General features: G+C 64.3%; 25 protein-coding genes. 13 read left to right on the forward strand and 12 right to left on the reverse strand.

Going from position 1 to position 25,408, the window contains the following annotated elements:
- Positions 1-13 precede the first annotated feature (13 nt).
- Genes BXE_RS31655 through BXE_RS31665 form a run of 3 tightly spaced genes read left to right on the forward strand, consistent with a single transcriptional unit; the run spans position 14 to position 2,213 of the window.
- Positions 14-658: an amino acid ABC transporter permease gene (locus tag BXE_RS31655; RefSeq protein WP_011492201.1), complete on the forward strand. Its 645-nt coding sequence runs from the start codon at positions 14-16 to the stop codon at positions 656-658.
- On the forward strand, positions 655-1,314 hold the full coding sequence (locus BXE_RS31660; RefSeq protein WP_011492202.1) for an amino acid ABC transporter permease: 660 nt from the start codon (positions 655-657) through the stop codon (positions 1,312-1,314). The genes BXE_RS31655 and BXE_RS31660 overlap by 4 nt, the downstream gene beginning before the upstream one ends.
- Positions 1,311-2,213: an amino acid ABC transporter ATP-binding protein gene (locus tag BXE_RS31665; RefSeq protein WP_011492203.1), complete on the forward strand. Its 903-nt coding sequence runs from the start codon at positions 1,311-1,313 to the stop codon at positions 2,211-2,213. The genes BXE_RS31660 and BXE_RS31665 overlap by 4 nt, the downstream gene beginning before the upstream one ends.
- Positions 2,214-2,329: 116 nt before the next feature.
- Here BXE_RS31665 and BXE_RS31670 read toward each other — a convergent pair whose 3' ends face one another.
- The 9 genes from BXE_RS31670 to BXE_RS31710 all read right to left on the reverse strand — a co-directional run bounded on the left by BXE_RS31670 (position 2,330) and on the right by BXE_RS31710 (position 11,827).
- Positions 2,330-3,160, reverse strand: coding sequence for a phytanoyl-CoA dioxygenase family protein (locus BXE_RS31670; RefSeq protein WP_011492204.1), 831 nt, complete (start codon positions 3,158-3,160; stop codon positions 2,330-2,332).
- Between the two features lie 76 nt (positions 3,161-3,236).
- Positions 3,237-4,454, reverse strand: coding sequence for an amidase (locus BXE_RS31675; protein WP_011492205.1), 1,218 nt, complete (start codon positions 4,452-4,454; stop codon positions 3,237-3,239).
- Positions 4,451-4,840 carry an oxalurate catabolism protein HpxZ gene (gene hpxZ, locus BXE_RS31680; protein ID WP_011492206.1) on the reverse strand — a complete coding sequence of 130 codons (390 nt, stop codon included), beginning with the start codon at positions 4,838-4,840 and terminating at the stop codon, positions 4,451-4,453. The genes BXE_RS31675 and hpxZ overlap by 4 nt, the downstream gene beginning before the upstream one ends.
- Complete coding sequence (locus tag BXE_RS31685) at positions 4,837-6,030, reverse strand: DUF1116 domain-containing protein (protein ID WP_011492207.1); 1,194 nt, start codon at positions 6,028-6,030, stop codon at positions 4,837-4,839. The genes hpxZ and BXE_RS31685 overlap by 4 nt, the downstream gene beginning before the upstream one ends.
- A gap of 3 nt (positions 6,031-6,033) precedes the next feature.
- A complete protein-coding gene (locus BXE_RS31690; RefSeq protein ID WP_011492208.1) occupies positions 6,034-6,759 on the reverse strand; it encodes an SRPBCC domain-containing protein in 726 nt (241 codons plus the stop codon).
- 25 nt (positions 6,760-6,784) lie between these two features.
- Complete coding sequence (locus tag BXE_RS31695) at positions 6,785-7,306, reverse strand: (2Fe-2S)-binding protein (RefSeq protein ID WP_011492209.1); 522 nt, start codon at positions 7,304-7,306, stop codon at positions 6,785-6,787.
- Positions 7,303-8,139: an FAD binding domain-containing protein gene (locus BXE_RS31700; RefSeq protein WP_011492210.1), complete on the reverse strand. Its 837-nt coding sequence runs from the start codon at positions 8,137-8,139 to the stop codon at positions 7,303-7,305. The genes BXE_RS31695 and BXE_RS31700 overlap by 4 nt, the downstream gene beginning before the upstream one ends.
- A complete protein-coding gene (locus BXE_RS31705; protein WP_011492211.1) occupies positions 8,136-10,544 on the reverse strand; it encodes a xanthine dehydrogenase family protein molybdopterin-binding subunit in 2,409 nt (802 codons plus the stop codon). Before BXE_RS31705 ends, BXE_RS31700 begins: the two co-directional genes overlap by 4 nt.
- A gap of 20 nt (positions 10,545-10,564) precedes the next feature.
- The gene (locus BXE_RS31710; RefSeq protein WP_011492212.1) at positions 10,565-11,827 is read right to left on the reverse strand and encodes an amidohydrolase/deacetylase family metallohydrolase; all 1,263 of its coding nucleotides are present in this window, start codon (positions 11,825-11,827) and stop codon (positions 10,565-10,567) included.
- Positions 11,828-12,192: 365 nt separating this feature from the next.
- Between BXE_RS31710 and BXE_RS31715 the strand changes: the two genes are divergently transcribed.
- Together BXE_RS31715 and BXE_RS31720 are read left to right on the forward strand one after the other, a co-directional pair.
- A complete protein-coding gene (locus BXE_RS31715) occupies positions 12,193-12,759 on the forward strand; it encodes a MarR family winged helix-turn-helix transcriptional regulator (protein ID WP_040124595.1) in 567 nt (188 codons plus the stop codon).
- A 179-nt stretch (positions 12,760-12,938) separates the two neighbouring features.
- Positions 12,939-14,567: a gamma-glutamyltransferase family protein gene (locus BXE_RS31720; protein WP_040124593.1), complete on the forward strand. Its 1,629-nt coding sequence runs from the start codon at positions 12,939-12,941 to the stop codon at positions 14,565-14,567.
- Positions 14,568-14,677: 110 nt separating this feature from the next.
- Here BXE_RS31720 and BXE_RS31725 read toward each other — a convergent pair whose 3' ends face one another.
- Positions 14,678-15,238 carry a PepSY-associated TM helix domain-containing protein gene (locus BXE_RS31725; protein ID WP_081435593.1) on the reverse strand — a complete coding sequence of 187 codons (561 nt, stop codon included), beginning with the start codon at positions 15,236-15,238 and terminating at the stop codon, positions 14,678-14,680.
- A gap of 66 nt (positions 15,239-15,304) precedes the next feature.
- Between BXE_RS31725 and BXE_RS31730 the strand changes: the two genes are divergently transcribed.
- Complete coding sequence (locus BXE_RS31730) at positions 15,305-15,880, forward strand: ANTAR domain-containing response regulator (RefSeq protein ID WP_011492215.1); 576 nt, start codon at positions 15,305-15,307, stop codon at positions 15,878-15,880.
- Between the two features lie 10 nt (positions 15,881-15,890).
- A complete protein-coding gene (locus BXE_RS31735) occupies positions 15,891-17,048 on the forward strand; it encodes a CmpA/NrtA family ABC transporter substrate-binding protein (RefSeq protein WP_011492216.1) in 1,158 nt (385 codons plus the stop codon).
- 14 nt (positions 17,049-17,062) lie between these two features.
- Here the strand turns inward: BXE_RS31735 and BXE_RS31740 are convergent, their stop codons facing one another.
- Entirely contained in the window at positions 17,063-18,481 is a 1,419-nt protein-coding gene (locus BXE_RS31740) for a sensor histidine kinase (protein WP_011492217.1), read from the reverse strand.
- On the reverse strand, positions 18,478-19,149 hold the full coding sequence (locus BXE_RS31745) for a response regulator (protein WP_011492218.1): 672 nt from the start codon (positions 19,147-19,149) through the stop codon (positions 18,478-18,480). Before BXE_RS31745 ends, BXE_RS31740 begins: the two co-directional genes overlap by 4 nt.
- Positions 19,150-19,288: 139 nt before the next feature.
- Here BXE_RS31745 and BXE_RS31750 point away from each other — a divergent pair, with 139 nt between their 5' ends.
- The 6 genes from BXE_RS31750 (at position 19,289) to BXE_RS48070 (ending at position 25,330) form a co-directional block, all read left to right on the forward strand.
- A complete protein-coding gene (locus BXE_RS31750; protein ID WP_011492219.1) occupies positions 19,289-20,377 on the forward strand; it encodes an ABC transporter substrate-binding protein in 1,089 nt (362 codons plus the stop codon).
- 98 nt (positions 20,378-20,475) lie between these two features.
- The gene (locus BXE_RS31755) at positions 20,476-22,245 is read left to right on the forward strand and encodes an ABC transporter permease (protein ID WP_011492220.1); all 1,770 of its coding nucleotides are present in this window, start codon (positions 20,476-20,478) and stop codon (positions 22,243-22,245) included.
- Positions 22,238-23,305 (forward strand): ABC transporter ATP-binding protein, encoded by a 1,068-nt coding sequence (locus tag BXE_RS31760; protein WP_011492221.1) that lies wholly within the window; start codon positions 22,238-22,240, stop codon positions 23,303-23,305. The genes BXE_RS31755 and BXE_RS31760 overlap by 8 nt, the downstream gene beginning before the upstream one ends.
- A gap of 54 nt (positions 23,306-23,359) precedes the next feature.
- Positions 23,360-24,436: a porin gene (locus BXE_RS31765; RefSeq protein ID WP_011492222.1), complete on the forward strand. Its 1,077-nt coding sequence runs from the start codon at positions 23,360-23,362 to the stop codon at positions 24,434-24,436.
- 200 nt (positions 24,437-24,636) lie between these two features.
- Positions 24,637-25,017, forward strand: a complete 381-nt coding sequence (locus tag BXE_RS44700; protein WP_011492223.1) for a BPSL0067 family protein — start codon at positions 24,637-24,639, stop codon at positions 25,015-25,017.
- Positions 25,004-25,330, forward strand: coding sequence for an STY0301 family protein (locus BXE_RS48070; RefSeq protein ID WP_011492224.1), 327 nt, complete (start codon positions 25,004-25,006; stop codon positions 25,328-25,330). Before BXE_RS44700 ends, BXE_RS48070 begins: the two co-directional genes overlap by 14 nt.
- The last annotated feature ends 78 nt before the right edge of the window (positions 25,331-25,408 follow it).

Below are 25,408 nucleotides of genomic sequence, written 5' to 3' on the forward strand. Positions count from 1 at the left end.
TGATCGCTCATCGATGAACGCCTTCGACTACTGGAGCATCACTCAGGGCGCGCTGGCGACCGTGGTTCTGTCGGTCTCCAGCATCGTGCTCGGTGTGCCGTTGGGCCTCGGCCTCGCGCTGATCCGCTGGGCGCGCGTGCCGTTTCTGAATCGTGTCGTGATCGCGTACGTGAGCCTCATTCGCTCGTGTCCCGCGGTGACGCTCACCTTGCTGATATTCTTCGCGCTGCCGCAGTTCGGCATCTCGCTGGACCCGACGCCCGCTGCGATTCTCGCGCTCACCATCAGCACCGCCGCCTTCAACTGCGAAATCTGGCGTGCCGCGCTGATGAACTTTCCGCGCGACCAATACGACGCCGCCCTCGCCTTCGCGATGCCCCGTGCGCTGCGCTTTCGCCGCATTGCGCTGCCGCAGATCTGGCGCGCGAGCCTGCCGGGGCTCGTCAACGAGATGACCCTGCAGATCAAATCGACGCCCGCCGTCGCGGTGATCGGCATCGTCGAGATCACGCGTGCCGCGCTGCGTGTCGGCGCGCGCACCTATGATCCGCTGCCGCCTTTTATCTTCGCCCTCGTACTGTATGGGCTGATCGTGTTCGTGCTGATCCGCGCGCAACGCATGATCGAACGGCGTCAGCCGGTGGAGGCACGCTCATGATCGATCCTTTCATGATCATCTGGCAGCAACGCGCGGACGTGCTTTCCGGTCTGCTCGACACGCTCGGGCTGCTGGCGATCGCCGCCGTTGCATCGCTCGTCTTCGGCGCATTGCTCGCGCCTGCGCTGATGTCGAAGCGACCCGCCATCGCGCGGATCGCAACGCTTTACGTCGATGCGATGCGCTGTGCGCCGTTTCTGCTGTTCGTCTATCTGATCTACTTCGGCCTGCCCACGGCGGGCATTCGCCTGTCCAACTGGTGGGCCGGCGCAATCGCGCTGATTCTCTACAACACAGCCTACATGGCCGAACTGTTACGCGGCGCATGGGCCGGCCTGCCGGCGCCGATGATCGAAGCGGCGTCCGCCTATGGCTTTCATGGCTTCAGTCTGGTTCGCCGCATCATCTTGCCGCAGGTCTTTACCGTCGCATTGCCCATGATCGGCAACCAGCTCGTGCAGATCGTGAAGGACAGCGCGTTCCTCACGGTGATCGCGGTCGGCGAACTGACGCATCAGATGAACGGCATTCAGGCCACCTATTTCATTCCGTTCGCCGCGTTCGCCACGGCCGTGCTGCTGTACTGGGCCATCTGTCTCGTGATCGAAGGCGCAAGCGGACTCCTGTCGAGATTTGCCGAGGAACGCAGAGCATGAATCTTTCCAATGACGTCCCGCCCGCCATCCGGCTCGCCGCCGCTGCCGCCGCGCCTTCGGCCGGCGTCGCCGGCAATGCGCTGCGCTCCGCGGCGGACACTGTCCTGCAACTCAACGGTATATCGAAGTCGTTCGGCGAGAACTGCGTGCTGCGCGATGTGTCGCTCACGGTGCACAAGGGCGAAACGGTGTGCCTGCTCGGGCCGTCGGGTTGCGGCAAGTCCACGCTCCTGCGCTGTGTGAACTGGCTGGAGATTCCCGATGCGGGCACGGTCTATGTGTCGAATCAGCGTATGGGTGTGCGCGAAGGCTCGGCAATCAAGCTGCGCGATGCCGAGCTCGCCCGTTCGCGCGCGCGCATCGGCATGGTGTTTCAGCACTTTGCGCTGTGGCCGCATCTGACCGTGTTGCAGAACGTGATGGAAGCGCCATTGTATGTACTGAAGCGTCCGCGCGACGAAGTGCGCGCAGAAGCCGTGCGTCTGCTCGAACGCGTTGGACTCGCGGGCAAGATGGATGCGTTTCCGTCCCGTCTCTCGGGCGGGCAGAAGCAGCGCGTGGGCATTGCGCGCGCGCTCGCGATGAATCCGGATATCCTGCTCTTCGACGAACCGACCAGCGCGCTCGATCCGATGCTCGTCGGCGAAGTGCTGAACGTGATGCGCCTGCTCGCTCAGGAAGGCGCGACGATGGTGATCGTCACGCACGAAATGGAGTTCGCGCGGCAGGTGGCGAGTCGCATCGTATTCATGGATGCGGGCCAGGTGATCGAAACCGCACATCCCGAGCAGTTCTTCAGCGCGCCGCAGACTCCGCGTGCGCGACAGTTCCTCGCGCGCTTCCGTGCGCCGCATCTGACAGGCGACGAGTGGAATCAGGCTTCGAAGCTGCATGATTGACGAGTGAGGCAAAAACGCTCATCGACTTGATGAGCGTCTTCCCGGCGTCGCCAATGCAAGCGGATTTCTGGAGGATGCATGCGTCGCGGCAATGCAGCCGACGCATGCAAAGTCCGTCATTGCGGTGCGGCCATGTCCGCCGCCTGTTTTACTTCGCCATCCTTATACTTACCCCACGTAGCGGCCAGTTCGCTCATCGAGCGCGGATCGCAGTCGTATTCGGGTAGTGTGTCCGGGTCCCAGTGATTGAAGCGGTCGACGCCGCGCACCAGCGTCGCACGGCGGCGGCCCGTGGTCGACTTGACGTGCGCCGGCACATAGAAGAACGCGAAGCCGATGCGCCTGTCGTCCGAACGGTTCGGCAGCGAGCTGTGCGCGGTGCGTTCGTGATGCATGGAGAATTCGCCGGGCTGAAGCGGCATTTCCACCGCGAGATTCTCGTCGATGTCCACGAGCGTCTGCCCTTTCGCGAGCATATTGTCCGCCGCATACGTCTCCACGTGCTTGAGATCCGGGCCGCTATGCGAGCCGGGCAGCACGCGCAGCACGCCGTTCACCGAATTCGCGGGCGTAAGCGCGACCCAGACGGTCACCTCCTCGTGCGGCGTGAGGCCGAAATACGTCGAGTCCTGATGCCACGACACGTAACGCGGATCGCGCCCGTTCTTCGCGAAGATCGACGCGCCGAACAACATGATGTCCGGGCCGATCAGATCCTCGACCGCATCGAGAATGGCCGGATGGCGGCCAAGCTCGACGATCGCGGGCAATGCGAGATGCCCCTTGATTTTCAGGGTCCGGTTGACGTCCTCGCCAGAGCTCGCCTCATATTGCTCGATGATGCGGCGATACTCCGCTGCCTGCTCTGCGTCGATCGCGCGCATCGGGTAGACGTAGCCGTGCTGTTTGAAATGCGCTACCTGGTCTTCGGTCAAGTGCTTCGTCATGAACGTTCCTTCGGAGTGGTTCGATCGGAGAGGGTTTTTCAACAATTGGCAAGGCAAAGCGAGGAAGCGGAAAGCTTCATCGCGGCGACTTGCGCATCGCTTCATGCACGGTGCGCGCGACACGCAACACACCTTCGTCGGTGCCGCGGCCGCCGATCACCGACATGCCGACGGGGGCGCCGTCGATCGTCGTCCACGGCATGCTCACCTGCGGCAGACCCGCGAGGCCCGCGACACACAACATCTGCTGCGACCGCGCGCGTGTGTGATCGACCGCTTGCGCCGACGCATCGGCGCGCGGCGCGACGCCGGGCACCGTCGGCACGAGCCAGTAGGTGCCCGGCGCGAGCGCTTCAGCCATTGCGCGGTTCGCCTGGACCCGCACGCGCTGCGCATCGGCAACCTGTTCGCGCGTGATGGTCAGGCTCGCCGCGAAGCGCGCGCCCACATCGGCGCCGAAGCTCGACGCATGCTCGCGTGCCCAGTGTCCATAACGTTGCGCGATTTCCGCCGCCTGCAGCACGCGAAACGCTTGCGCCCATTGCGCGAGCGACGCATCCGGCGAAACGAACGACACGTTGTCGCCGAGCGCTTGCAGCGATGCTTCGAAACGCGTCGCGACTTCCTCATCCGCGCACGCCAGCAGGTGGCGCGGAACGTGTAGCGTGAACGGTTCGTCATCCCAGGTAACGATACTGCGCGCCAGAACTTCGAAAACGTCCGCGAGCGTGTGCGCATCGCGCGCGAACCAGCCCACCGTGTCGAAACTGTGCGCGAGCGTGAGACAGCCATCCCCCGCAATGCGGCCGTGCGTCGCGCGTATGCCCCAGATGCCGCAGTAGCTCGCGGGCAAACGCACGGAGCCGCCGCAATCGGTACCGATCGCGATATCCGCGTGCTGGGCCGCGACCGCCACCGCCGAGCCCGAAGACGAGCCGCCCGGAATGCGCGCCGGGTCCGCGGGATTCACCGGCGTGCCGTAATGCGCGTTCACGCCTGCGAGGCTGTAGGTCAGCTCATCGGTGAGGGTCTTGCCGATCCACTGCGCGCCTTCTTCGAGCAACGCCCGAACCGCCAGCGCGGTGCGTGCGGCAACCGGCTGCGCGGCGCGCCAGGCGAGGTTCCCGCTGCCTGTGCGCAGCCCTGCGATATCGAACACATCCTTCACCGCGAGGCTGCGGCCCACGAGGCGTGTGCCTGTGCGCGGCGGCAACGCGGCGGCGGGCAGCGCATTGAATCCGTCGGCGACGAATGCTCCGTGCAGGCCCGGTTGAAGCAGTTCGTTTCTCGTCATGACGGGTCCATCCAGCTGACATGCGCAGCCACCACACGCCATTGACCGTCCATGCGCACCCACGTCTGCGACTGACGCCCGACGCGCGCCTCGCCTTTGCGCGAAAACGTGATGTTGGCGACGGCGAAGTCCGTGCCGAACGTCGTCACCGAGCGATCGATGACCGTGCGCATCAGGCCCTTGCCCGGACGCATCGCGCGAAACTCGCGGATCGCGCCATAGCCTTGCAGGTTTTCCGTCGCGCCGTAGCGCAGCGTGTGCGGGCTATTCCAGAAGAGCGTATCGAGCACGGGCAAGTCATTGGTCGTGAGCGCCCGCTCGTATTCGTCGAAGACGGCCTCGACGGCGGCGAGGGTCGCCGGATCGTTGATCGTTTCGGGAGTCATGCGTGGTCGGCCGGGAAGTTCTTCACCGCGCGTTCGAACAGTTCGCACGGTGCGGTGTAAAGGCCGCGTCCGAGCAAGCCCGTGTGCCCGTCCGCACCGATCATCGCGATGGCGGCGAGCGGCGCAATGCCTTCCTCGACGACGCGCGCGGCATCGAGCACGCCGGGCAGGCGTTGGAACGAGGGATGCGATTCCGTGTGGATGCGCGGCTGCTTTTCGCGCCAGCCAGCGGGCAGATATGCTTCGAAGGCTTGCGCGGGTTCCGCCGCGAATGCGAGCGCTTGTGCGCCGAAGCCCGCTGCATCGATCACACCGCTGTCGCCGGTGAGCCTCGCTGCAATGGCGTGCTGCTGCGGATCGAGGCGCGGACCTCGTGGCGCGCCCGCTTCAGCGGTGAACCAACGCGAAGGCGAACCCGCAAGCCGGATGCCCACGCGCTCGCCATTGCCCGCCAACGCCACCACGAGCGTCGATGCCGATGCCGATGCCGATGCCGATGCCGCCGAAAGCATCAGCTTGCAAGCGGCCATCCACAGCGTAAGAAAGAACAGCGGCGTTTGCGCGAGCATCCCGTCGATATCCACATGATCGACTCGCGGCGCGAGTAACGTGCGCAACGCGGCGGTTGCGCTCGTCGTGCGCGCGTGCAGATCGTCGCCGCCGTCGATGCCGGTTTGCGCCAGCGGGAAGAGATCGATCGGGCCTTGCGCCAGCGCGCCGCTCAAAGCAGGCGCCAGCACTTCGTCACGCCACTTCAATCGTTCGATGATGCGCCTATCGCGGCCGCCAAAGCGGATCTGCGGCCCCGCGCCGCTGCCGAGCAGCGACCATGCGCGCGAGGTTTGATCGTTCGCGTCCGATACTTCGACCAGCATCGCGCGCGGCGAGATCACGGCGGCGAGCGGCGTCACCACGCCGTACGATTGCGCGCTTTCAAGCCGCACCTCGCCTTGCGCGATCAAACGTTCGGCGTGCGCTTCATCTTTCGCCCAGCCTTCGTACAGGCAGCACAACACAGCGGAAGAAAGCACCGGCGCCGATGGCTTGCGCGCATCGTCGAACGGCGGTCCCGCATGAAGCAGCGTGAATTCAGGCAGCTTCACCGCTTCGCGCGCCGCGACGACGCCGCTCCATCGCGGACGCACCGCGTGAATCCGTCTCAGCGCCAGCGCATTGGCATCCGTGTGCATGGCTCAACGGCTCCCGAAGCTGAAGACGCCGCGCAAGCGCGACCACAGCATCTTCCAGAACAGATTGCCCACGTCGAGCGGCGCGTTCTTCGGTAGCGGACGCGGCGCGAGTCGCGGTTCGACGCGCGGCTGCGGCGCGAGCGTCGGCACTGCTTCCACGACAGGCCGCTGACTCACGGCGGATTCCGCCGCAGCTTCAACAACAGGCGGCGTCGAGACAGCAGGCTCGAGCGTCGGCTCGACCACGGCCGGTTCCGTATCGGCGACGCTCACCGGCCCCGCCTCATCGAGCTTCGCCCGCAGATTCGCCGCGAACGCTTCCGTCATGCGCGTCGCCAGTTCCTTGACGATGCCGCCGCGCGAGAATTGCGCGAGGCTGCCGCCGATCGTGTAATCCACCTTCACGTCGACGCGCGTCTCGCCGGCCGTCACCGCATCGAGCGAAAACGACGCCACGCCCTTCACGCGCGACGAACTCTTGCGATCCACGCCCGTCCCCGTCATGCTGCCGCGATACTGCTCGTCGTCGAGCTTCATCTCGCCGTCGCCCGCGAAGGACGCGACGATCGGCCCGAGCTTGACCGTCATTGCGAGCTTGAGCAGGCCGTTCTCGACCGGTGCGGTGAGCGACGCGCCCGGCAGGCACGCGACAACCTCCGGCGTATCGTGAAAGCGCGCCCACACGGCGTCGCGCGGATACGGCACGGTGAAGCTCTGTTCGATTTCCATTGCGTATAGGTCCGTATTCGATGTTTCAGGCCGTCACCGCAACCGACGCGAGCGGCGTCGCTGCACGGTCGCGTCGCGCATCGAGCACGCGTCGAATCGCGCGCACGATACCCACATAGCCCGTGCAACGGCACAGATTGCCGGACAGTTCGAGGCGCACGCGTGCGTCGTCGGCATCGGGCAAGCGGGTGACGATGTCGCGCGCCGTCATCAGCATGCCCGGCGTACAGTAGCCGCATTGCAGCGCGTGCTCCGCCGTGAAGGCCGCCCGCAGTTCGTTCATGGTGGCGTCGTCGTCGAAGCCTTCGATAGAGCGCACCGAGCTGCCCGCGCAGCTGATTGCGGGCGTGATGCACGAGCGCGTCGGCACGCCGTCCACGTCGAGCGTGCACGCGCCGCACACACCCTGCTCGCAGCCAATGTTGGTCCCGCACAGCATGCGTTGCTCGCGCAGAAAATCCGCGAGGCTCGTGCGCGGCTCCACGCGATCCACGACCTTCGATTGATTGACGAACAGTTCGATCGTCTTGATGAATGCGTCGCTCATGATGCGTTCCCGCCCTGATTGCGAATGATCGCCGCCGCGCGCGCGAGCGCGACGCGATGCACCTGATGTTCGTAGGTCCCCGCTTCGACGCCCGCTGCTTCGAGATGCGCGTCGTAGGCGTGCGTGTGCGGATCGGCGTCGTCGATGAGCGCGCGGGCGTCGTCGATCGCATACGGCGGCCCGTCGATTGCGCCGATCACCGCGCGGCACATACCTCGCGCCGTGTCGTCGATGAATACGGCGATCGCTTCCGCGAACTCACCCGGCTTGCGATTGAACTTGTAGTAGCTCCAGCGCGCATTGGCCGAAAGACGCCTGAAGCGCACGCCGGTGAGAATCTCCTCGGGTTCGAGCGACGTGGTGAACGCGCCGGCCATCCAGTCGCTACTGGCGATGACGCGCGCGCCGTTCGCGCCCGCCACGAGAAACTCCGCATCGAGCGCGCGCATCGTGTTGATCCAGTCGGCGGCCGGATCGGCATGCGCGAGACTGCCGCCGAGCGTGCCGCGATTGCGCACCGCGCGATACGCGATGCCGCGCGCGACGTATGGCATCAGTCCGCGCGTGCCGGTTTCGATCTTGCCGTCCTCGATTTCCGCATGCGTGATGCACGCGCCGAGCGTGACGACATCGCCTTCGATCCCGCATGCGCGCAACGCCGCGATGCCGCGCAGATCCACGAGCATCTCCGGCTGCGCGAGACGCAGGTTCATCATCGGCCCGAGCGACTGGCTGCCGGACACGAACTTGGCCATGCCCTCGGTAGGCGTGACGAGCGCGATCGCTTCATCGCAGGCGAGCGGCTTGGCGTAGTCGTAGGTGGCGGCCTTCATGCGGTCATTCCCTTGAGCGCGCCCGCTTGCGTTTCACGCTGCTGCGCGAACGCTTCGACGATCACGCGCGGCGTGATCGGCAACTGATCGATGCGCACACCGAGTCCGCGCAGCGCATCGTTCACGGCATTGGCGATCGCAGCGGGTGGTCCGATCGCGCCGCTTTCGCCGATCCCCTTCTGCCCGAACTCCGTATAAGGCGCGGGCGTTTCCATGTGTTCGATGCGGATTGCGGGCACTTCCGTCGCGCCGGGCAGGATATAGTCCGCGAGCGTCGAGGCGAGCGGCTGACCGTCCTCGCTATACGGCATCGCCTCGTAAAGCGCCGTGCCGATGCCTTGCGCCGCGCCGCCATACACCTGACCGTCGACCACCATCGGATTGATCAGCACGCCGCCGTCCTCGACGATCGCGTAGTCGAGAATCTCGGTCTGACCGAGCGCCGGATCGACCGCGACGACCACCGCGTGGCACGCGTAGCTGAAGGTGCCCGAATCGCGTTTCGCCTGATACGACGTCGACACTTCGAGCCCGCGCGGATCGACATCGTGCGGCAACAGTTGCGGCGCGAGGTACCACGTGCGCGCGATTTCCTTCAGCGTGCGGCGCGCGTCCTTGCCGACGACCGCGCCGTTTTCCCAGCGCACCTCGTTCAACGGCTCGTTGAGCAGATGCGCGCCGATCTTCATCAGGCGCTCTTTCAGCTCTTTCGACGCGCGCCCCACCGCGCCGCCCGCCATCACGATGGAACGCGAGCCCCACGTGCCGGTGGAATACGGCGTGACGCCCGTATCGCCGAGCACGATGCGCACGCGGTCCGTATCGATGCCCAGCACTTCGTGCGCGATCTGCGCGAGCGTCGTCTCCATGCTCTGACCGTGCGAATGCACGCCCGCGCGTACTTCGAGCACGCCGTCGGGCGTGAGGCGAATCACGGCGGGCTCATGGCCCGGCACCATCGGAATGCCCCAGCCGTGATACACCGACGTGCCGTGCGCGCCCTGCTCGCAGAAGATCGACATGCCGAAGCCGACGCGCCGTCCGTCCGGCTCGCCGCGACGCTGGCGCGCGCGCACTGCGGGAAGATCGATCGCGGCCATTGCGCGGCGCACCGCTTCGGGATAGTCGCCGCTGTCGAAGTGCTTGTTCGTAATGTTGTCGTAGGGCATTTCGTGCGGCCCAACGAGACTGCGCAAGCGCACTTCGTATGGCTCGATGCCCGCTTCCACTGCGATCGCATCCATGATGGTTTCGATCGCATAGCACACGCCCGTTCGCGCAACGCCGCGATACGGCAGGATCGGCGGCTTGTTGGTCGCGACCGACCACGTGCGGCAACGGAACCGGTCCATCTTGTACGGCCCCGGCAGAATGCTGCCGACCTGCGCCGCTTCCAGACAGGCGGAGAACGGATACGACGAATAGGCGCCCGAATCGACATGCGCCTCGCAATCGATCGCAAGCAGGCGGCCGTCGCGATCCGCGTAGCCGGTGATGTCGTAATCGTGTTCGCGGCAATTGGCGTTCGCAGTAAGCTGCTCGCGCCGATCCTCGATCCAGCGCACGGGCCTTTCCAGTTGCATTGCGAGCCAGCCGCAGCACACTTCCTCGGGCAGCAGGATGCCCTTGTAGCCGAAGCCGCCGCCGACGTCCGGCGCGATCACGCGCACCTGGCCTTCGTCGAGGCCCAGACACTCCGCGAGACCCGTGCGTGTGATGTGCGGCATCTGCGCGGAGGTGTGCACGATCAGTTGCGAGAGCCTGCGGTCCCAGTGCGCGACCACGCCGCGCCCTTCCATCGGCGCCATGCTCTGACGCGCGGTGCGCAGCTTGCGACGCACGCGGATCGGCGCATCGCGGCGAATCGCTTCGAGGTCGACGTCGGGTTTCGCGTCCACGAACGTTTCCAGGAAGACGTTATCGCCCCAGTGCTCATGCACGAGCGGGGAGCCTTCGCGGCGCGCATCGAGCATGTCGACCACGGCGGGCAGTTCCTCGAAATCGACGAACACCTGCGCGGCGATGTCTTCCGCTTCGGCGCGCGTCGCGGCCACGCACATCGCGATCGGCTCGCCGACCTGACGCACCTTGCCGCTCGCGAGCACGGGCTGCTGCGAACTCCTGAAGCCGGGCAGACCCGAATTCGCGACGATGGGCCGCACGCCTTCGAGATCGGCGAGCGTATAGATCGCGTTCGCGAACGCTTGCGGCTTCTCGATGCCGACGATATGCCCATGCGCGATCGGGCTGCGCACGAATGCCACATCGACCATGCCCACCATGCGGATGTTGGGCACGTATTCGCCGCGTCCATGCATGAAGCGCTCGTCTTCCTTGCGCGCCAGCGATGCGCCGATGCCTTGCGGCCTGTTGACGTCGCTGCGTTTCTGCGGACGTTTGATCATCGTGTTGGACCTCGCGTCATTCACGCGGCGCGCGCGAGCGGCAGCGTCGGCGAGACGGCTTCGTGACGCACGCCGTCTCGCAAGCAGAACAGGGGCGACAGCATACGGTCGGTGATGACTTGCGTGCCTTCGTTGTCTTCCAGCACCCAGCGGCCGCGCCGATCGTCGAGCACGCTGATGTCGGCGCCGCGTCCCACCTGCAGTGTGCCAATGGCGTCCTCCATACCGACCATCTTCGCGGCATTGCAGGTCGCCATCGCGACCACGTGATTCAGCGGCAGGCCGAGCGCGAGCATGCTCGTCATTGCGCTCACGAGGCTGAACTGGGTGCGGCCGAGGAACGAATGCTCCTCGTCGGGATGACTGTCGGGCGTGCCGGCGGGTGCCGGAACGTGCGTGTTGTAGCCGTGCATGTCGGCGCCGAGCGTGTCGGGTACGACGCCCTCATCAAGTACGACGCGCGCCGTTCTGAAGCTGAAGTGCGAGCCGTGACCGACGTCGATCTTCAGACCGTGCGCAACCGCTTCATGCACCAGCGGATGCAGTTTCCCGTTCTCCTCGACGAAGCCGCCCGGATGGCGGCTGAACGGGTGCGCGAGAATATCGCCGGGCTTGAGCGTCTCCACGACCTGATTGAAGATCGAATCGGGTTGCACGGCCAGGCCGCCGCTTTCGGGCTTCGGCCACAACTGACCGAAGTGGATATACAAGGGCAATTCCGCGGCACGGCCGATCTTCGCGGCGATCTTCATGACGTCGAGCCCCCAGCGCGCAAAGCCGCCAATTTCCGCGTGCGCCTTGATGCCCTTCACGAGATCGGGATTCGCGCGGATCGACTTGACGGTCGCGTCGGCGTCGAGGCAATCGGGACGATAAAGGTCCGGATAATAGTGGCCCTCCAGACCGCCGACGAGATAAGCGGAGATATAAGCGAGTACGCGCGTGGCCGAGCGCTCCACCACGTAGTGCCGGAACCCCGGAATCGTGATGCAACTCGGACCGCCCTGGTCGACAATGGTCGTCACGCCGGACTGCACGCCGCACTGGTCCGCGTTCAGGCCGAAGCGTCCGGTGACGTACTGATACACATGGCCATGTGTATCGATAAGGCCGGGCAGCACCAGCTTGCCGCTGCAATCAACCTGTTCGGCGTGCGGCGCCCCGCTCGCGAGATTGGCGCCGATCGCGGCGATGACGCCGTTGTCCACGAGAACGTCGAGCGCTGCGTCGACTTTCTGGGCGGGGTCGATCACGCGGCCCCCTTTGAGCAGAACTTGTGACATATACGGTACGATAAATGTCCGGTTAGAGATGTGTGGTGTACCGCAAATTGTGTGCCGGTTTTTCGGCAAGCGGGTCAAATAGTCAATTTCCTTTTTAGAACAACCATTTACATAGGTGAGTCTGTACCGATGCGTGCCGTACCACGCAAATCCGCACAGGCATGCGCACCAATTCGGAGAGCGGGCGCCGGGCCGCGCACCTCGAACACCCATCATGCCTTCTTATGGTGATTTGTTGGTGTACCCCGGAATTTGCGGGAGGTCATCGATTCGGCCTAGAATGGCGTAGAGAAAGTGCGCCGCGATATTGTTGTCATGCGCGCACGCGCCCATGCCCGTCCGTTTTCCGACCCGAGATCGTTCCTATGCGAACCACCACTACCGAACATATCGACATTCAAAGTATCCGCGCAGAGCTTGCCGAGCGGCAGGCACGCTCGCCTCTGTTTTCGCGGCCGGGTTTTCTCATTCGCCGCATGCATCAGATCCACACCTTTCTGTTCGCGCAGGAAACAAGCGAGTTCAACATCACGCCCGTGCAGTACAGCCTGCTTACCGCGCTCGATTCGCTGGGCGAGATGGACCAGAACACGCTCGCGATCGAAGTCGGCCTGGAGCGGTCGAGCGTCGCGGAAGTGATTCCGCGCCTGACCGCGCGCGGTCTCGTGAGCCGCACGCAGGCCGAGCACGACAAGCGGCTGAGGCTCGTCAAGCTCACGCCGGCAGGCAAGCGCCTGGTGAAGAAAATGGCGCAGGCCGTGCAGCGCGCACACGATCGCACCATCGAGCATCTTTCGCCTGTCGAGCGCGATGTGTTCATGCTGCAGATGATCCGCCTCGTCGAGGCGAACAACTCGGACAGCCTCGTGCCCTTCCGTCTGCCGGACAGCCAGCTGCTCGCGCAGGACGAAAGTTCGGTCGATGTGAGCTGAGCCCAATGCCTCGTTCCGGATGCCTGATCAATTTCAATGGTGCACCGCCGAAGGTTTCAGGCGCACCAGATCGAACGCATTGCACCACGGTATGACACGGCGATCCGTGTGGAATGCGCGTCAGGACACCGGTACGAATATCGTATTGAACGCCCCAATGAATTCCTGGAACCCCTTCGATGCCATCTGAACTCTCTGCCGCAGCCAACACGCTGAACCCTTCCCGCGGGACACGCGGCATGGCCGTGGCGCCTCATTCGCTCGCGTCGCAAAGCGCGCTCGGCGTGCTGCGCGAAGGCGGCAACGCTGTCGAGGCGATGATCGCCGCCGCGGCAACCATCGCGGTGGTTTATCCGCACATGAACAGCATTGGCGGCGACGGCTTCTGGCTGATCTCGCGGCCCGGCCATGCACCGCTCGGCATCGAGGCATGCGGTGCGGCGGCGCAACGCGCGAGTATCGACGCCTATCGCGCGCGTGGCTATGAGGCGATTCCGTCGCGCGGGCCGCTCGCGGCGAATACGGTCGCGGGAACCGTCTCCGGCTGGGAATTCGCGCGACGCTTTTCCAGCGACGCACTCGGTGGACGCATGCCCGTATCGCGTCTGCTCGAAGACGCCATTCACTACGCGAAGCACGGCATTCCGGTGACGCGCAGCCAGTCCGCCTGCATCGCTGCAAAGCGCGGCGAACTGGAGCACGTGCCGGGTTTTGCGGAAACGTTCATGCCCGGCGATCGTATGCCGCAAACCGGCGAACGCTTCGTCAACGCGCGCCTCGCCGCGACGCTGCAACGCCTCGCCGAAGCGGGCTTCGACGACTTCTATCGCGGCGATCTCGCACGCAGCATCGCAAGCGATCTCGCGGGGCTCGAAACGCTGCTCACGCTCGATGACCTCGAACGTCATCACGCGCGCCAACGCACGCCGCTCGCGCTCACGCATTCGCTCGGCACCGTCTACAACATGCCGCCGCCGACGCAAGGCCTGGTGTCGCTGCTGATTCTCGGCGTACTCGACCGCGTGCTCACCGACGACATGGACCCGCTCGGCCCCGCGTTCGTGCATGCGTGCGTCGAGTCCACCAAGCTCGCGTTCAGGATCCGCGACGAGCATGTGACCGATCCCGACCATATGCGCATCGACCCTCAGGCAACGCTCGAACCTGCCGCGCTCGACGCAATGGCGCAACGCGTTTCGATGACGCAAGCCGCGCCGTGGGGCAACGGGCGCGGTCCCGGCGACACCGTGTGGATGGGCGTGATCGATAAGGATGGCGTCGCGGTCAGTTTCATCCAGAGCATCTATCACGAGTTCGGCAGCGGCATCGTGCTGCGCGAGTCGGGCATCAACTGGCAGAACCGTGGGTGCAGTTTCACGCTGAATCCGTCCGCGACAAATCCGCTGATGCCGGGCCGTCGTCCGTTTCACACGCTCAATCCGGCGCTCGCCCGGTTCGCCGACGGCCGCACGATGGTCTACGGCAACATGGGCGGCGACGGTCAGCCGCAATCGCAAAGCGCGGTGTTCTCGCGCATCGCGCGCTTTGGCTGGAATCCGCAGGCCGCGATCGACGCGCCGCGCTGGCTGCTCGGCCGCACCTGGGGCCAGTCGACCGATTCGCTGAAGCTCGAAGCGCGCTTTTCCGCGCAGACCATCGATGCATTGCGCGCGCTCGGCCACGACGTCGAAGTGCTCGCCGCCTACGACGAAGCAATGGGTCACGCCGGCGCGATCGTCCGCCATGCCGGCGGCCTGCTCGAAGCCGGATACGACCCGCGCAGCGACGGCGGTGCGGCGGGCTGGTGACGCGTTTCCCGTTCAAACCCGCGCATGATCGTGCCTGTCGGAATGCACGCAGACAGGCCGCGAAGAGCATTCCACGGGAAGCCCAGGCCAGTGCGGCGACCCCACCTCACTCAAAGCGATTGCAAAGCGAGCACGATGCCCGCACCCAACGCGACAAGAAAGATTACCGCACCAATTGTCCGTCGACGATTGAGCCCGGTCCAAAGCACCACACCTGTGAGCGAGAGCAGCACGAGGCTCCCCGCCATCGAGTCCGCCAGCAGGATCCAGCCTGCTCGCGCGCCTTCCGCCCGATGCAGACCTTCCAGCGTGTTGATGATGCCTTGATCGCGGCGTTCCACGTCGATTGTGTTGCCGCCCTTCCAGTACTCGGCGCTGACAAGATAGCTCGGCGCGATGAACCGGATCTGCCAATGCTCCGGTTGCATCACGGACCGGTCACCCCAGGTCACGGCGTGCGCGGGTTCGCGATTCGCCCGTTCCGCGGGACGGTCCAGTTTGAGTTCCGAGCGCAGCCAGTTCGCCATCTCGCGCGGAGACCCGGGCGCCGGATCGGGTACCTGCAAATGTGTCTTCGTGCGCCGCTCCGGTGCATGAGCCTCGCATGCCCCACTCAGGTGCAAGGGCAACGCTCCATGTAATCGGCAAGTCCGTGATTGCGTTGGTTTCACCCTGGCATGGACCGATTGGCATAGCCGTTGCTTTAATCCTCACAGCCGTCGATAAAACCCCACTCCATGCTGCGTGTTCTCCTCGTAACCGATACCGATAAGCCCATCGGCGATCTGCGCGACGCCCTTGCCCGACTCGGCTACGAGATGCTGGCGGGCACCGCCACGCCGCAAGCACTGCATCGCGTGGTGCAGAGCGAGCGGCCCGACGTCATCATCATCGATACGGAATCGCCGTCGCGCGATACGCTCGAACAGCTTGCCGTGATGAACGCCACCGCACCGCGCCCGGTGCTGATGTTCAGCCACGACGCCAACCAGCAGTTGATCCGCGACGCGGTCGGCGCGGGCGTCACGGCCTATCTCGTCGAAGGTCTGGCAACCGGGCGTCTCGCGCCGATCCTCGAAGTCGCGCTCGCGCGTTTTGCTCAGGAATCGCAATTGCGCGAGCGCCTCGCGCAGGCCGAAAACGAACTCGCCGAGCGCAAGCTGATCGATCGCGCCAAACGTCTGCTGATGGATCAGCAGAAGATCACCGAACACGCCGCCTACGCCAACCTGCGCAAACGCGCGATGAACCAGGGCGTCAAACTCGCCGAAGTCGCGCGCGCCATTCTCGCGTCGGCCGACTCGCTCAAATGAAGCGCCGTCCATGAACACTCCTACTAGCACCGCACTCGCCGCGTCGTCCGCATCGGGAAAGCTCGAGAAGACCCATTTGCGGCTCGGTTTCGTGGCGCTCTCGGATGCCGCGCCGCTCGTTGCCGCCAAGCTGCTCGAATTCGGCCACGCGCACGGCCTGACGCTGGAGTTGTCCCGCCAGCCGTCATGGGCCGCCGTGCGTGACAAACTGCTGTCGGGCGATCTGGACGCGGCGCACGCGCTTTATGGACTCGTGTACGGCGTGCAGTTGGGTCTAGGCGGACCGCAAACGGATATGGCCGTGCTGATGGTGCTCAACCGCAACGGCCAGGCCATCACGCTGTCGAACCGTCTCGCCGATGCGCTCGCCGAACACGGCACGCTGCCCAAGGCGCTCGCGACGCTCGGCCGCAAACCGGTCTTCGCGCAGACCTTCCCGACCGGCACGCACGCCATGTGGCTGTACTACTGGCTGGCGTCGCAAGGCGTGGATCCGTTGCGCGATATCGAGAGCGTGGTGATTCCCCCGCCGCAAATGGTCGCGGCGCTCGCCGAAGACAAACTCGACGGCCTGTGCGTCGGCGAGCCCTGGAATGCGCAGGCCGGAGCGCAAGGCGTGGGCAGAACGATCGCATATACGAGCGACGTGTGGCCCGATCATCCCGAGAAAGTGCTGGCCTGCCGGCGCGATTTTGTCAGCGCGAATCCGAATGCCGCACGCGCACTGGTGCAAACCATGCTCGAGGCGTGCCGCTGGCTCGACGGCGCGGGACATCGCGAGGAAATCGCGCACTGGCTTGCACGGCCCGACTATGTGGGCATCGATGCAACGTTGATTGCGGCGCGCCTCGGCAACGAGATCGCGGCTTCCGCGCCGGGCGGCCTGCCCGTGCGGTTCTTCGACAACGGCGCGGTGAATTATCCGCGAGCGTTCGAAGGCGCGTGGTTCCTCACGCAGTTCGAGCGCTGGGGCATGATCGACGCGCGCGCGGATTATGCGGACATCGCCGCGCGGATCAACCAGACGCAGTTGTATCGCGAGGCAGCCGCCGCGATGAACGTGGCCGTGCCGGAAGAAAGCGCTTCACAGGTATTGATCGACGGCGAAACGTGGGACAGCGGCACGTCGCCCACCGGTTACGCACGGCGCTTTCCGATTCGCCGCTAGATCTGGCGCCCGCGTCACGCCGTATTCAACGGCGGAAACAGCACGCTGACGACTAACCCGCCGCCGTGCGCATCGGTGAGCGCAACCAGCGCGCCGTGCACGCGCGCGATTTCCCTCACGATAGACAAACCCAGCCCGCTACCTTCGACCGCCTGCGTCGCTTCGCTGCGATAGAAGCGTTCGAACACCGCCTCGCGTTCGCTCGCGGCAATGCCCGGTCCGTTGTCGATCACCTGCAGCAATGCCTGCTCGCCTTCGCGCGCGACTCGCACGGTAATCACCGCGCCGTCGCCGGAATAACGGATCGCGTTGTCGATCAGATTGCCCACCAGTTCCGCGAGCAGATCGCTCTGCCCCATCACGTCGATATGCGCGTCCTGTTCGAAACCGAGATCGATGCCGCGTGCGCGCGCCACCGGCGACCAGTCGAGCGTCACGCTGCGCGCCACCTTATGCAGCGGCACCGCCGCATGCCTGACCGTGTAGCCGCTGTGCGCGTCGAGCCGCGAGAGCGACAGCAACTGCTGAACGATACGCACCGCGTGTTGCACCGCGCGATTCAGCCGCCGCAAATGCACTCCTTGCCGGCGGTCGCCGCTCGATTTCGCTTCCATGCCGTCGATATCGCGCAGCGCCAGTTCGGACTCCGCCTGAATCACCGCGAGCGGCGTTTTCAACTGATGCGCGGCGTCGTTGAAAAAGCGCCTGCGCGATGACTGCATCAACTGCGTGCGGCCGATGTACTGATTGATCGAATCGACCAGCGGCGTGACTTCGCTCGGCAGTCCGACCGTATCGAGCGGCGTAGGATCGTCTTCGGCACGCGCGGCCACTTTCGCCGACAGACGGTTCAACGGCCGCAAGCCACGCGCCACGCCCAGCCACACAATGCCGAGCGCGAGCACCACCAGCAGGCCTTCCTGTTGCAGCGAGCCGGTCAGAATCTGGCGCGCCAGCGCCTGACGCTGCTCGATCGTTTCGCCGACTCTCACCAGCACCACCCGCGTCTGCGCGCTCGGCACGTCGTGCACGGGCAGCCTGAGCATGGCGATGCGCAGCGGACGGCCGCGAAACACGTCGTCGTAGAAACGCACGCTGTAGGGTTCGCCCGGCATTTTTCCGGGGTCCGGCAAGTCGGGATAGCCAGTCACCACGCGGCCGCCTTCCTCGCGAATCTGATAGTAGATGTTGCCGCCGCCGTTCGATTCGAACATCTCCAGCGCGAGATACGGAAGATCGACTTCGATCTCGCCGTCGCGCAAGCGGATGCCGTCGCGAATCGAGCGCAGCGAAAATTCGAGCGTGCGGTCAAAAGCCGCATGGGCCGCGTTCATGGCGCGCTGATACGTCAGCCACGCGTCCAGCGCGAGCAGCAGAAGCAGCGGCACCAGCAGCCACAACGCGACCCGTACGCGCAGATTCGGCTGCGTCATGCGCTTCTTGCTTCCAGCAGATAACCGAGCCCGCGCAGCGTCACGATGCCGACCGAACTGTGTTCGAGTTTCTTGCGCAGCCGGTGCACATAGATTTCAATGGCGTCCGCGTTCACCGATTCGTCGAGCCCGAAGATTTTCTCCGAGAGCGTGTCTTTGTTGATCGCGCGGCCGTTACGCAGGATCAGCACTTCGAGCACCGACCGCTCGCGCGGCGTCAGCGCGAGCAGTTCTCCGTCGAGTGTGAAGCCGCGATCCACGCTGTCGTAAAGCAATGTGCCGCATTGCGCATGCAGCGGTTCCTGGCCGTGACTGCGGCGTAACAGCGCACGCGCGCGTGCTTCGAGTTCGGTGAGGGCGAAAGGCTTGGCGAGATAGTCGTCGGCGCCGAGATCAAGACCGCGCACGCGCTCCTCCACCGAACCGTGCGCGGTCAGCATCAGCACCGGCACGGCGTTGCGGCGCGCGCGCAAACGGCGCAGCACTTCGAGGCCATCGAGCTTCGGCAAGCCGATATCGAGAATCACCAGTGCGTAGTCCTGAGTGCGCAAGACGTGGTCGGCGGACTCGCCGTCGTGCATGCAGTCCACCGTGAGTTTTGCGCTGGTCAGCGCGTCGGTGAGCGAGCGGGAAAGAATCGGATTGTCTTCGACGAGCAGCACGCGCATAAGCAGAATCCCAGGGAAATCCATGAGGCGAATTCAGCCATTGTGACGCATTTCCTTCAAAAATTGAAAGCGTTCAGAAAGCGTCGACCTCTTACCATTCGCCTACACAAAACCAACACGAAGTTTTCTGGAGGAAGACGTGCAAAACGCTTTGAAGGTACTCGCAGTCGCTGCAACACTCGCCGTAAATTCAGCTTGGGCGGCCGTTCCGGCCGGCTATCCAGGCGATTATCAGGCCACTATCGACGGCGCAAAAAAGGAAGGTAAGCTGATTGTCTACTCGGTCACGGACACCGCGCTGGTGCGTCCGCTCATCAAGGACTTTGAAAGCATGTATGGCGTCAAGGTCGACTACAACGACATGAGCAGCACGGAGCTATACAACCGCTATATCAGCGAGAACGCGGCGAGCAGCATCAGCGCCGACGTGCTGTGGAGTTCGGCCATGGATCTGCAGGTCAAGCTCGTCAACGACGGCTTGATGGCCACCTACGAATCGCCCGAAACGAAACAGTTGCCGCAATGGGCGCAGTACCAGAAGCAGGCTTACGGCACCACCTACGAGCCGCTCGCGATCGTCTACAACAAACGTCTGTTGCCGCCCGGCGACGTGCCGCAAACGCGCGCCGATCTGATCAAACTGCTGCAAGCCAGGCCCGAGCAGTTCAAGGGCCGCGTCACCACTTACGACATCGAAAAGTCCGGCGTCGGCTTCAACTATCTGACTCAGGACGTGCGCGTCAATCCGCAGGTCACGTGGAATCTGGTGAAAGCCATCGGCGCCACCGGCCCGAAGCTGCAATCGAGCACCGGCGCGATGATGGAGCGCATTTCCTCGGGCGAGAACCTGATCGGCTACAACATTCTCGGCTCGTACGCGCTGACCAAGGCGAAGAAAGATCCGTCGATCGGCTACGTCTATCCGAAGGACTACACCCTAGTTGTCAGCCGGCTCGTGACGATCTCGAAGAAAGCACAAAGCCCGAACGCCGCGAAGCTGTGGGTCGACTATCTGCTCTCGGAGCGCGGCCAGACCCTGCTGGCGAATCAGGCGGGCCTGTTCTCGATTCGCGCTGACGTGCAGGGTGAAACGTCGATGGCCGGCCTCACGAAGCAGCTCGGCGATTCGCTCAAACCGATTCCGATCGGCTCGGGCTTGCTGGTCTACCTCGACCAGTCCAAACGCCTCGAATTCTTCAAGCAATGGCAACAGTCGATCAAGCGCTAGCCATTCGCGCTTGACACAGCGGCGTCCGCGCCGGCACGCGCGGCCGCCCTTCCTTCCATACCTGTCGATATGCGGCTTTGTGCCGCAGGGGGACACTCATGCTTTCCACTAGCGCAACCGGACACCGCGCGGCACCACCGCACGCGGCAGACGGCGGCTCCATCGGCGCGCTGCCGCGCGGCGGACTGCAGCCGTTCATGGGACTGCTGCGCTGGCTCGTCGTCGCGGTGCTGACCGTGGCGGTGGCCCTGCCACTCGGCTTTATCCTGCTGCAGAGCGTGCTGAGCGCGCCGTTCTTCGACGCGAAGCGCACGCTCGGCCTCGCCGGCTTCGAATTCATTTTCAGCGACCCGGACTTCTGGTCCGCGCTGAAAAACTCGTTTGTGATCGCCGCGGGGATGCTGTTCATCTCGATTCCGCTCGGCGGCATTCTCGCGTTCCTGATGGTACGCACCGACCTGCCCGGCCGCCGCTGGCTCGAACCGCTGCTGCTCACTCCCGTGTTCGTTTCGCCGATGGTGCTTGCGTTCGGCTATGTGGTCGCGGCCGGCCCAGTGGGTTTCTACTCGGTCTGGTGGATGGAACTGTTCGGCACCGCCGAAGCACCGTGGACCGTTTATTCGGTGTTCGCCATCACGGTGATCGTCGGCCTCACGCATGTGCCGCACGTGTACCTGTATTCGTCGGCGGCGCTGCGCAATCTCGGCTCGGACGTCGAAGAAGCGGCGCGTGTGGCCGGCGCGCGGCCGTTTCGCGTCGCGCTCGACGTGAGCCTGCCGATGACCCTGCCCGCGCTGCTGTTCGCCGGCGTGCTGGTGTTCTTCCTCGGCTTCGAAGTATTCGGCTTGCCGCTCGTGCTCGGCGATCCCGAAGGGCACCTGGTGCTGGCCACCTATCTGTACAAGCTCACCAACAAGCTCGGTGTGCCCTCGTATCACCTGATGGCCGCGGTCGCGATGTGCATCGTCGCGATTACGTTTCCGCTCGTGCTGCTGCAACGCCGGCTGCTGAAGAGCGCCAACCGCTTCGTTACGGTCAAGGGCAAGGCGGGACGGCAGACCGTGCTGCCGCTCGGCGTGTGGCGCTGGGTCGCGCTCGCCATCGTCGCGCTGTGGCTATTCCTGACGGTGTTCGTGCCGATCTCCGGCATTACGCTGCGTGCGTTCGTCACGCACTGGGGACATGGCGTGCATCTCGCGGACGCGCTCACGCTTGCCAACTTCACCGAACTGTTCGAGCAGAACAACCTGGTCCGCGCGATTCTCAACACGCTCGGCATCGGCGTGTTCGGCGGAGCGCTGGCGGTCGGCTTCTATTCGCTGGTGGCGTTCGCCGGTCATCGCCGCAACGACTGGGCCACGCGGCTGCTCGATTACCTCGTGCTGCTGCCGCGTGCGGTGCCGGGCCTGCTCGCGGGTCTCGCGTTCCTGTGGGTGTTCCTGTTCGTGCCCGGTCTCAAGGAGTTGAAGAACTCGATGTGGAGCATCTGGATTGCGTACACCGTCGTGTGGCTCGCCTACGGCATGCGTCTGATTCAGAGCGCGCTGCTGCAGGTCGGGCCTGAACTGGAAGAGGCGGGACGCAGCGTCGGCGCGACGCGTGCGCGCGTCAGTCTCGATGTGACGCTGCCACTCGTGCGCTTCGGCCTGCTCGCCGCGTGGCTGCTGATTTTCATGATCTTCGAGCGCGAATATTCGACCGCTGTCTATCTGCTCTCGCCCGGCACGGAAGTGATCGGCGCGCTACTCGTGTCGCTGTGGGCCACCGGGTCGGTGGATCAGGTCGCGGCGCTTTCTGTCATCAACATCGCGATGGTCGGCGCCGGGCTCGGCGTCGCGCTGCGCTTCGGAGTGAAATTGCATGGATAAGCTTTCGGTCGACAACCTCTTTCTGAGCTATGGCGACAACCCGATTCTCAAAGGTGTGTCGTTCCACCTGAACCCCGGCGAAGTAGTCTGCCTGCTGGGCGCGTCGGGCAGCGGCAAGACCACGCTGCTGCGCGCGGTGGCCGGCCTCGAACAACCGTCGTCGGGCCGCATCGAACTGGACGGCAAAGCGTTTTTCGACGGCGCCGCCCATGTCGATCTGCCGGTCGAGCAGCGCTCGCTTGGGCTCGTGTTTCAGTCGTATGCGCTGTGGCCGCATCGCACGGTGGCCGATAACGTCGGCTATGGATTGAAGCTGCGGCGCGTCTCGCCCGCCGAGCAGAAAAAACGGGTACAGGCCGCGCTCGACCAGCTCGGCCTCGGCCACCTCGCCGCGCGCTATCCGTATCAGCTTTCCGGCGGCCAGCAGCAGCGAGTCGCGATTGCGCGGGCGCTGGTCTATAACCCGCCCGTGATTCTGCTCGACGAACCGCTCTCGAATCTGGACGCCAAGCTGCGCGAGGAAGCCCGCGCCTGGCTGCGCGAGCTGATCGTGTCACTGGGCCTCTCTGCGTTGTGCGTGACGCACGACCAGACCGAAGCGATGGCGATGTCCGACCGCATTCTGCTGCTGCGCAACGGCCGCATCGAACAGGAAGGCACGCCCGCCGAACTGTACGGCGCGCCGCGCTCGCTCTATACCGCCGAATTCATGGGCAGCAACAACCGCATCGACGCACGCGTGGCCGCGATCGACGGCGAACGCGTGACGCTAGCCGGCGACGGCTGGCAGTTGCAGGCGCAAGCGCGCGAAGCGCTCACTGCAGGCCAGCATGCGCAAGCGGTGATCCGGCTCGAGCGCGTGCAGGTCGCGGACGGTCCCGGCGCGAACCGCCTCGAAGCCGATCTCATCACCTCGATGTATCTCGGCGATCGCTGGGAATACCTGTTCCATTGCGGCGAGCTGCGCTTGCGTGCCTTCGGCCACGTGCCGCGCGCGGCCGGCCGCCACTGGATCGAATTCCCCGCGAACGACTGCTGGGCCTTCGCCCAGGCGAGTTAAGAACCGCATCCCATCCCCAACCGAAGTAACAAAACCAACTACAGGAGACTATCGATGAAGTTGAGCATGAAGAAGGCGACCGTCGGCGTGACTTGCGCCGGGCTCGCCGGGTTTGCAGCCAGCGCGCACGCGCAATCGAGCGTGACCTTGTACGGCATCGTCGACGCGGGCGTCGAATACGTGAACCATGCAAGCAAGGACGGCGGCGCCGCGCGCCTCGTGTCCGGCGGCAAGAACACTTCGCGCTGGGGTCTGCGCGGCGCGGAGGATCTCGGCGGCGGTCTGAAGGCGGTGTTCCAGTTGGAAAGCGGCATCAACATCGCCAACGGCCAGTTCGACGACAGTTCCGGCGCGATCTTCGACCGCCGTGCAACCATCGGCCTGAAAAACCGCTTCGGGCAAATCACGCTCGGCCGCAATTTCACGACCACGTACGACTACATGTTGCAGTTCGACCCGATGGGTTACGCGCCGAACTACTCGTGGGCGACGTCATCAACGGCGACGGGCGGCCGCAAGGATGGGCTGTTCTCACGCTCGTCCAACGCGGTGCGTTATGACGGCACCTTCTCCGGCTTCAAGTTCGGCGCGATGTACGGTTTCGGCAACGTGCCGGGCAGCATGAAGTCGAGTTCGAAGTACGACTTCGCTCTTGGCTACGAGACCGGTCCGTTCGCCGCGGTCGTGACCTTCGACCGGCAGAACGGCGCGAACGACAGCGTAACGCCCGCCGATACCACCAACTATATCCAGGGCATTCACGCAGGCCTGAGCTACGACTTCGGCCCCGTGAAGGCAATGGCCGGTTATCGGAACTACCAGCGCACGTTCCACACCGCCGCGCCCACTTTGCGCAGCGACATGTACTGGCTCGGCGGTCAATATGAGGTGACGCCGTTCATCTCGCTGTTCGCGGCGGTCTACCATCAGGACATCAAGGACGCGAGCGACGCCGATCCGACGCTGTTCTCGCTGCGCGCGCAATACGCGCTGTCCAAGCGCACGGTGCTGTATATGGCGGGCGGTTATGCGATGGCCAGGCATGACAACGCTGTCAGTCTGTCACGCGATTTGATCGGCGCGGCGGATACGCAAACTGGCGTGACGGCGGGTATTCAGCATCGTTTCTGAAGCTTTTCGCCCGCCGAATCGCACGGCGATGAAACGGGCACGCTCGATGAATTCTGACACCATCAAAGCAGATTTTTCTCAAATTAAACGGTGCTAATGTGAAGCCACAATTGATCCGCCCGCCGCGCCCACCATGAACATGAGTCAGTACACAAAGGTGTGGGCTGCTACCGCAACCACCTGAATAAGACGGCTAAAAAATGTCTTACGTAGCAGATATGATCGAAGCAAGTTCTCTTAAAGGACAACTTGTCGGCAACGGACAATGCGTGACGTTCGTCCACGCTGTTGTTTCCACTCCACCTTCTTCCGCGTGGCACCGGGGAGAAAATGTGAGAACCGCGACCCTGATCAGCCCAGGAACGGTAATCGCAACATTCGACCCTAACGGCAGGTATGGAAACCACACTGACGGGCGCAGTCACGCAGCCATTTATCTGGGCCGCAACGCAGTCGGCATTCAGGTTCTGGATCAGTGGAACGGACATACAGCGCAGCCAGCCCACGAACGGACCATTCGTTTCAGAAACGGATACGGAGTGAAAGCTAACGACGGAGATCAATTCTATGTGGTCGAGTAAGAAACTTTGTGTGTCGTTCTACGCGTTGGCAAGCGGCGCCGCAGTGGCCGCGCCGCTTGCCTGTCCGGCCAATGTGCTCGATTCCGGAGTCCGGCATGTCTTGAACAACGCGGCTCTGTACGACGGGCCTCCAGACCGGATGGTGAGCCTTGCACCCGTACCCGCTGGTCGTGTAGATCGCTGGGACACCAAAAACACTGATCCGTATCTCGTGTGTCAATACAAAGACACAGTCAGGACCGTCACGCTTCACGCAAAAAACGTGAGCATGTGTACAGCAGGCATGAAGCCATTCCGTGCGCAATGCAAGTAACAGGAGGATCGCGCTGCCGGATCTTCACCACGATTATCCGGCGGGCCCGGGACAGTTTCAGCCGCGCCGCGCCACGTC

The organism is Paraburkholderia xenovorans LB400, assembly GCF_000013645.1.
GTDB lineage: Bacteria > Pseudomonadota > Gammaproteobacteria > Burkholderiales > Burkholderiaceae > Paraburkholderia > Paraburkholderia xenovorans.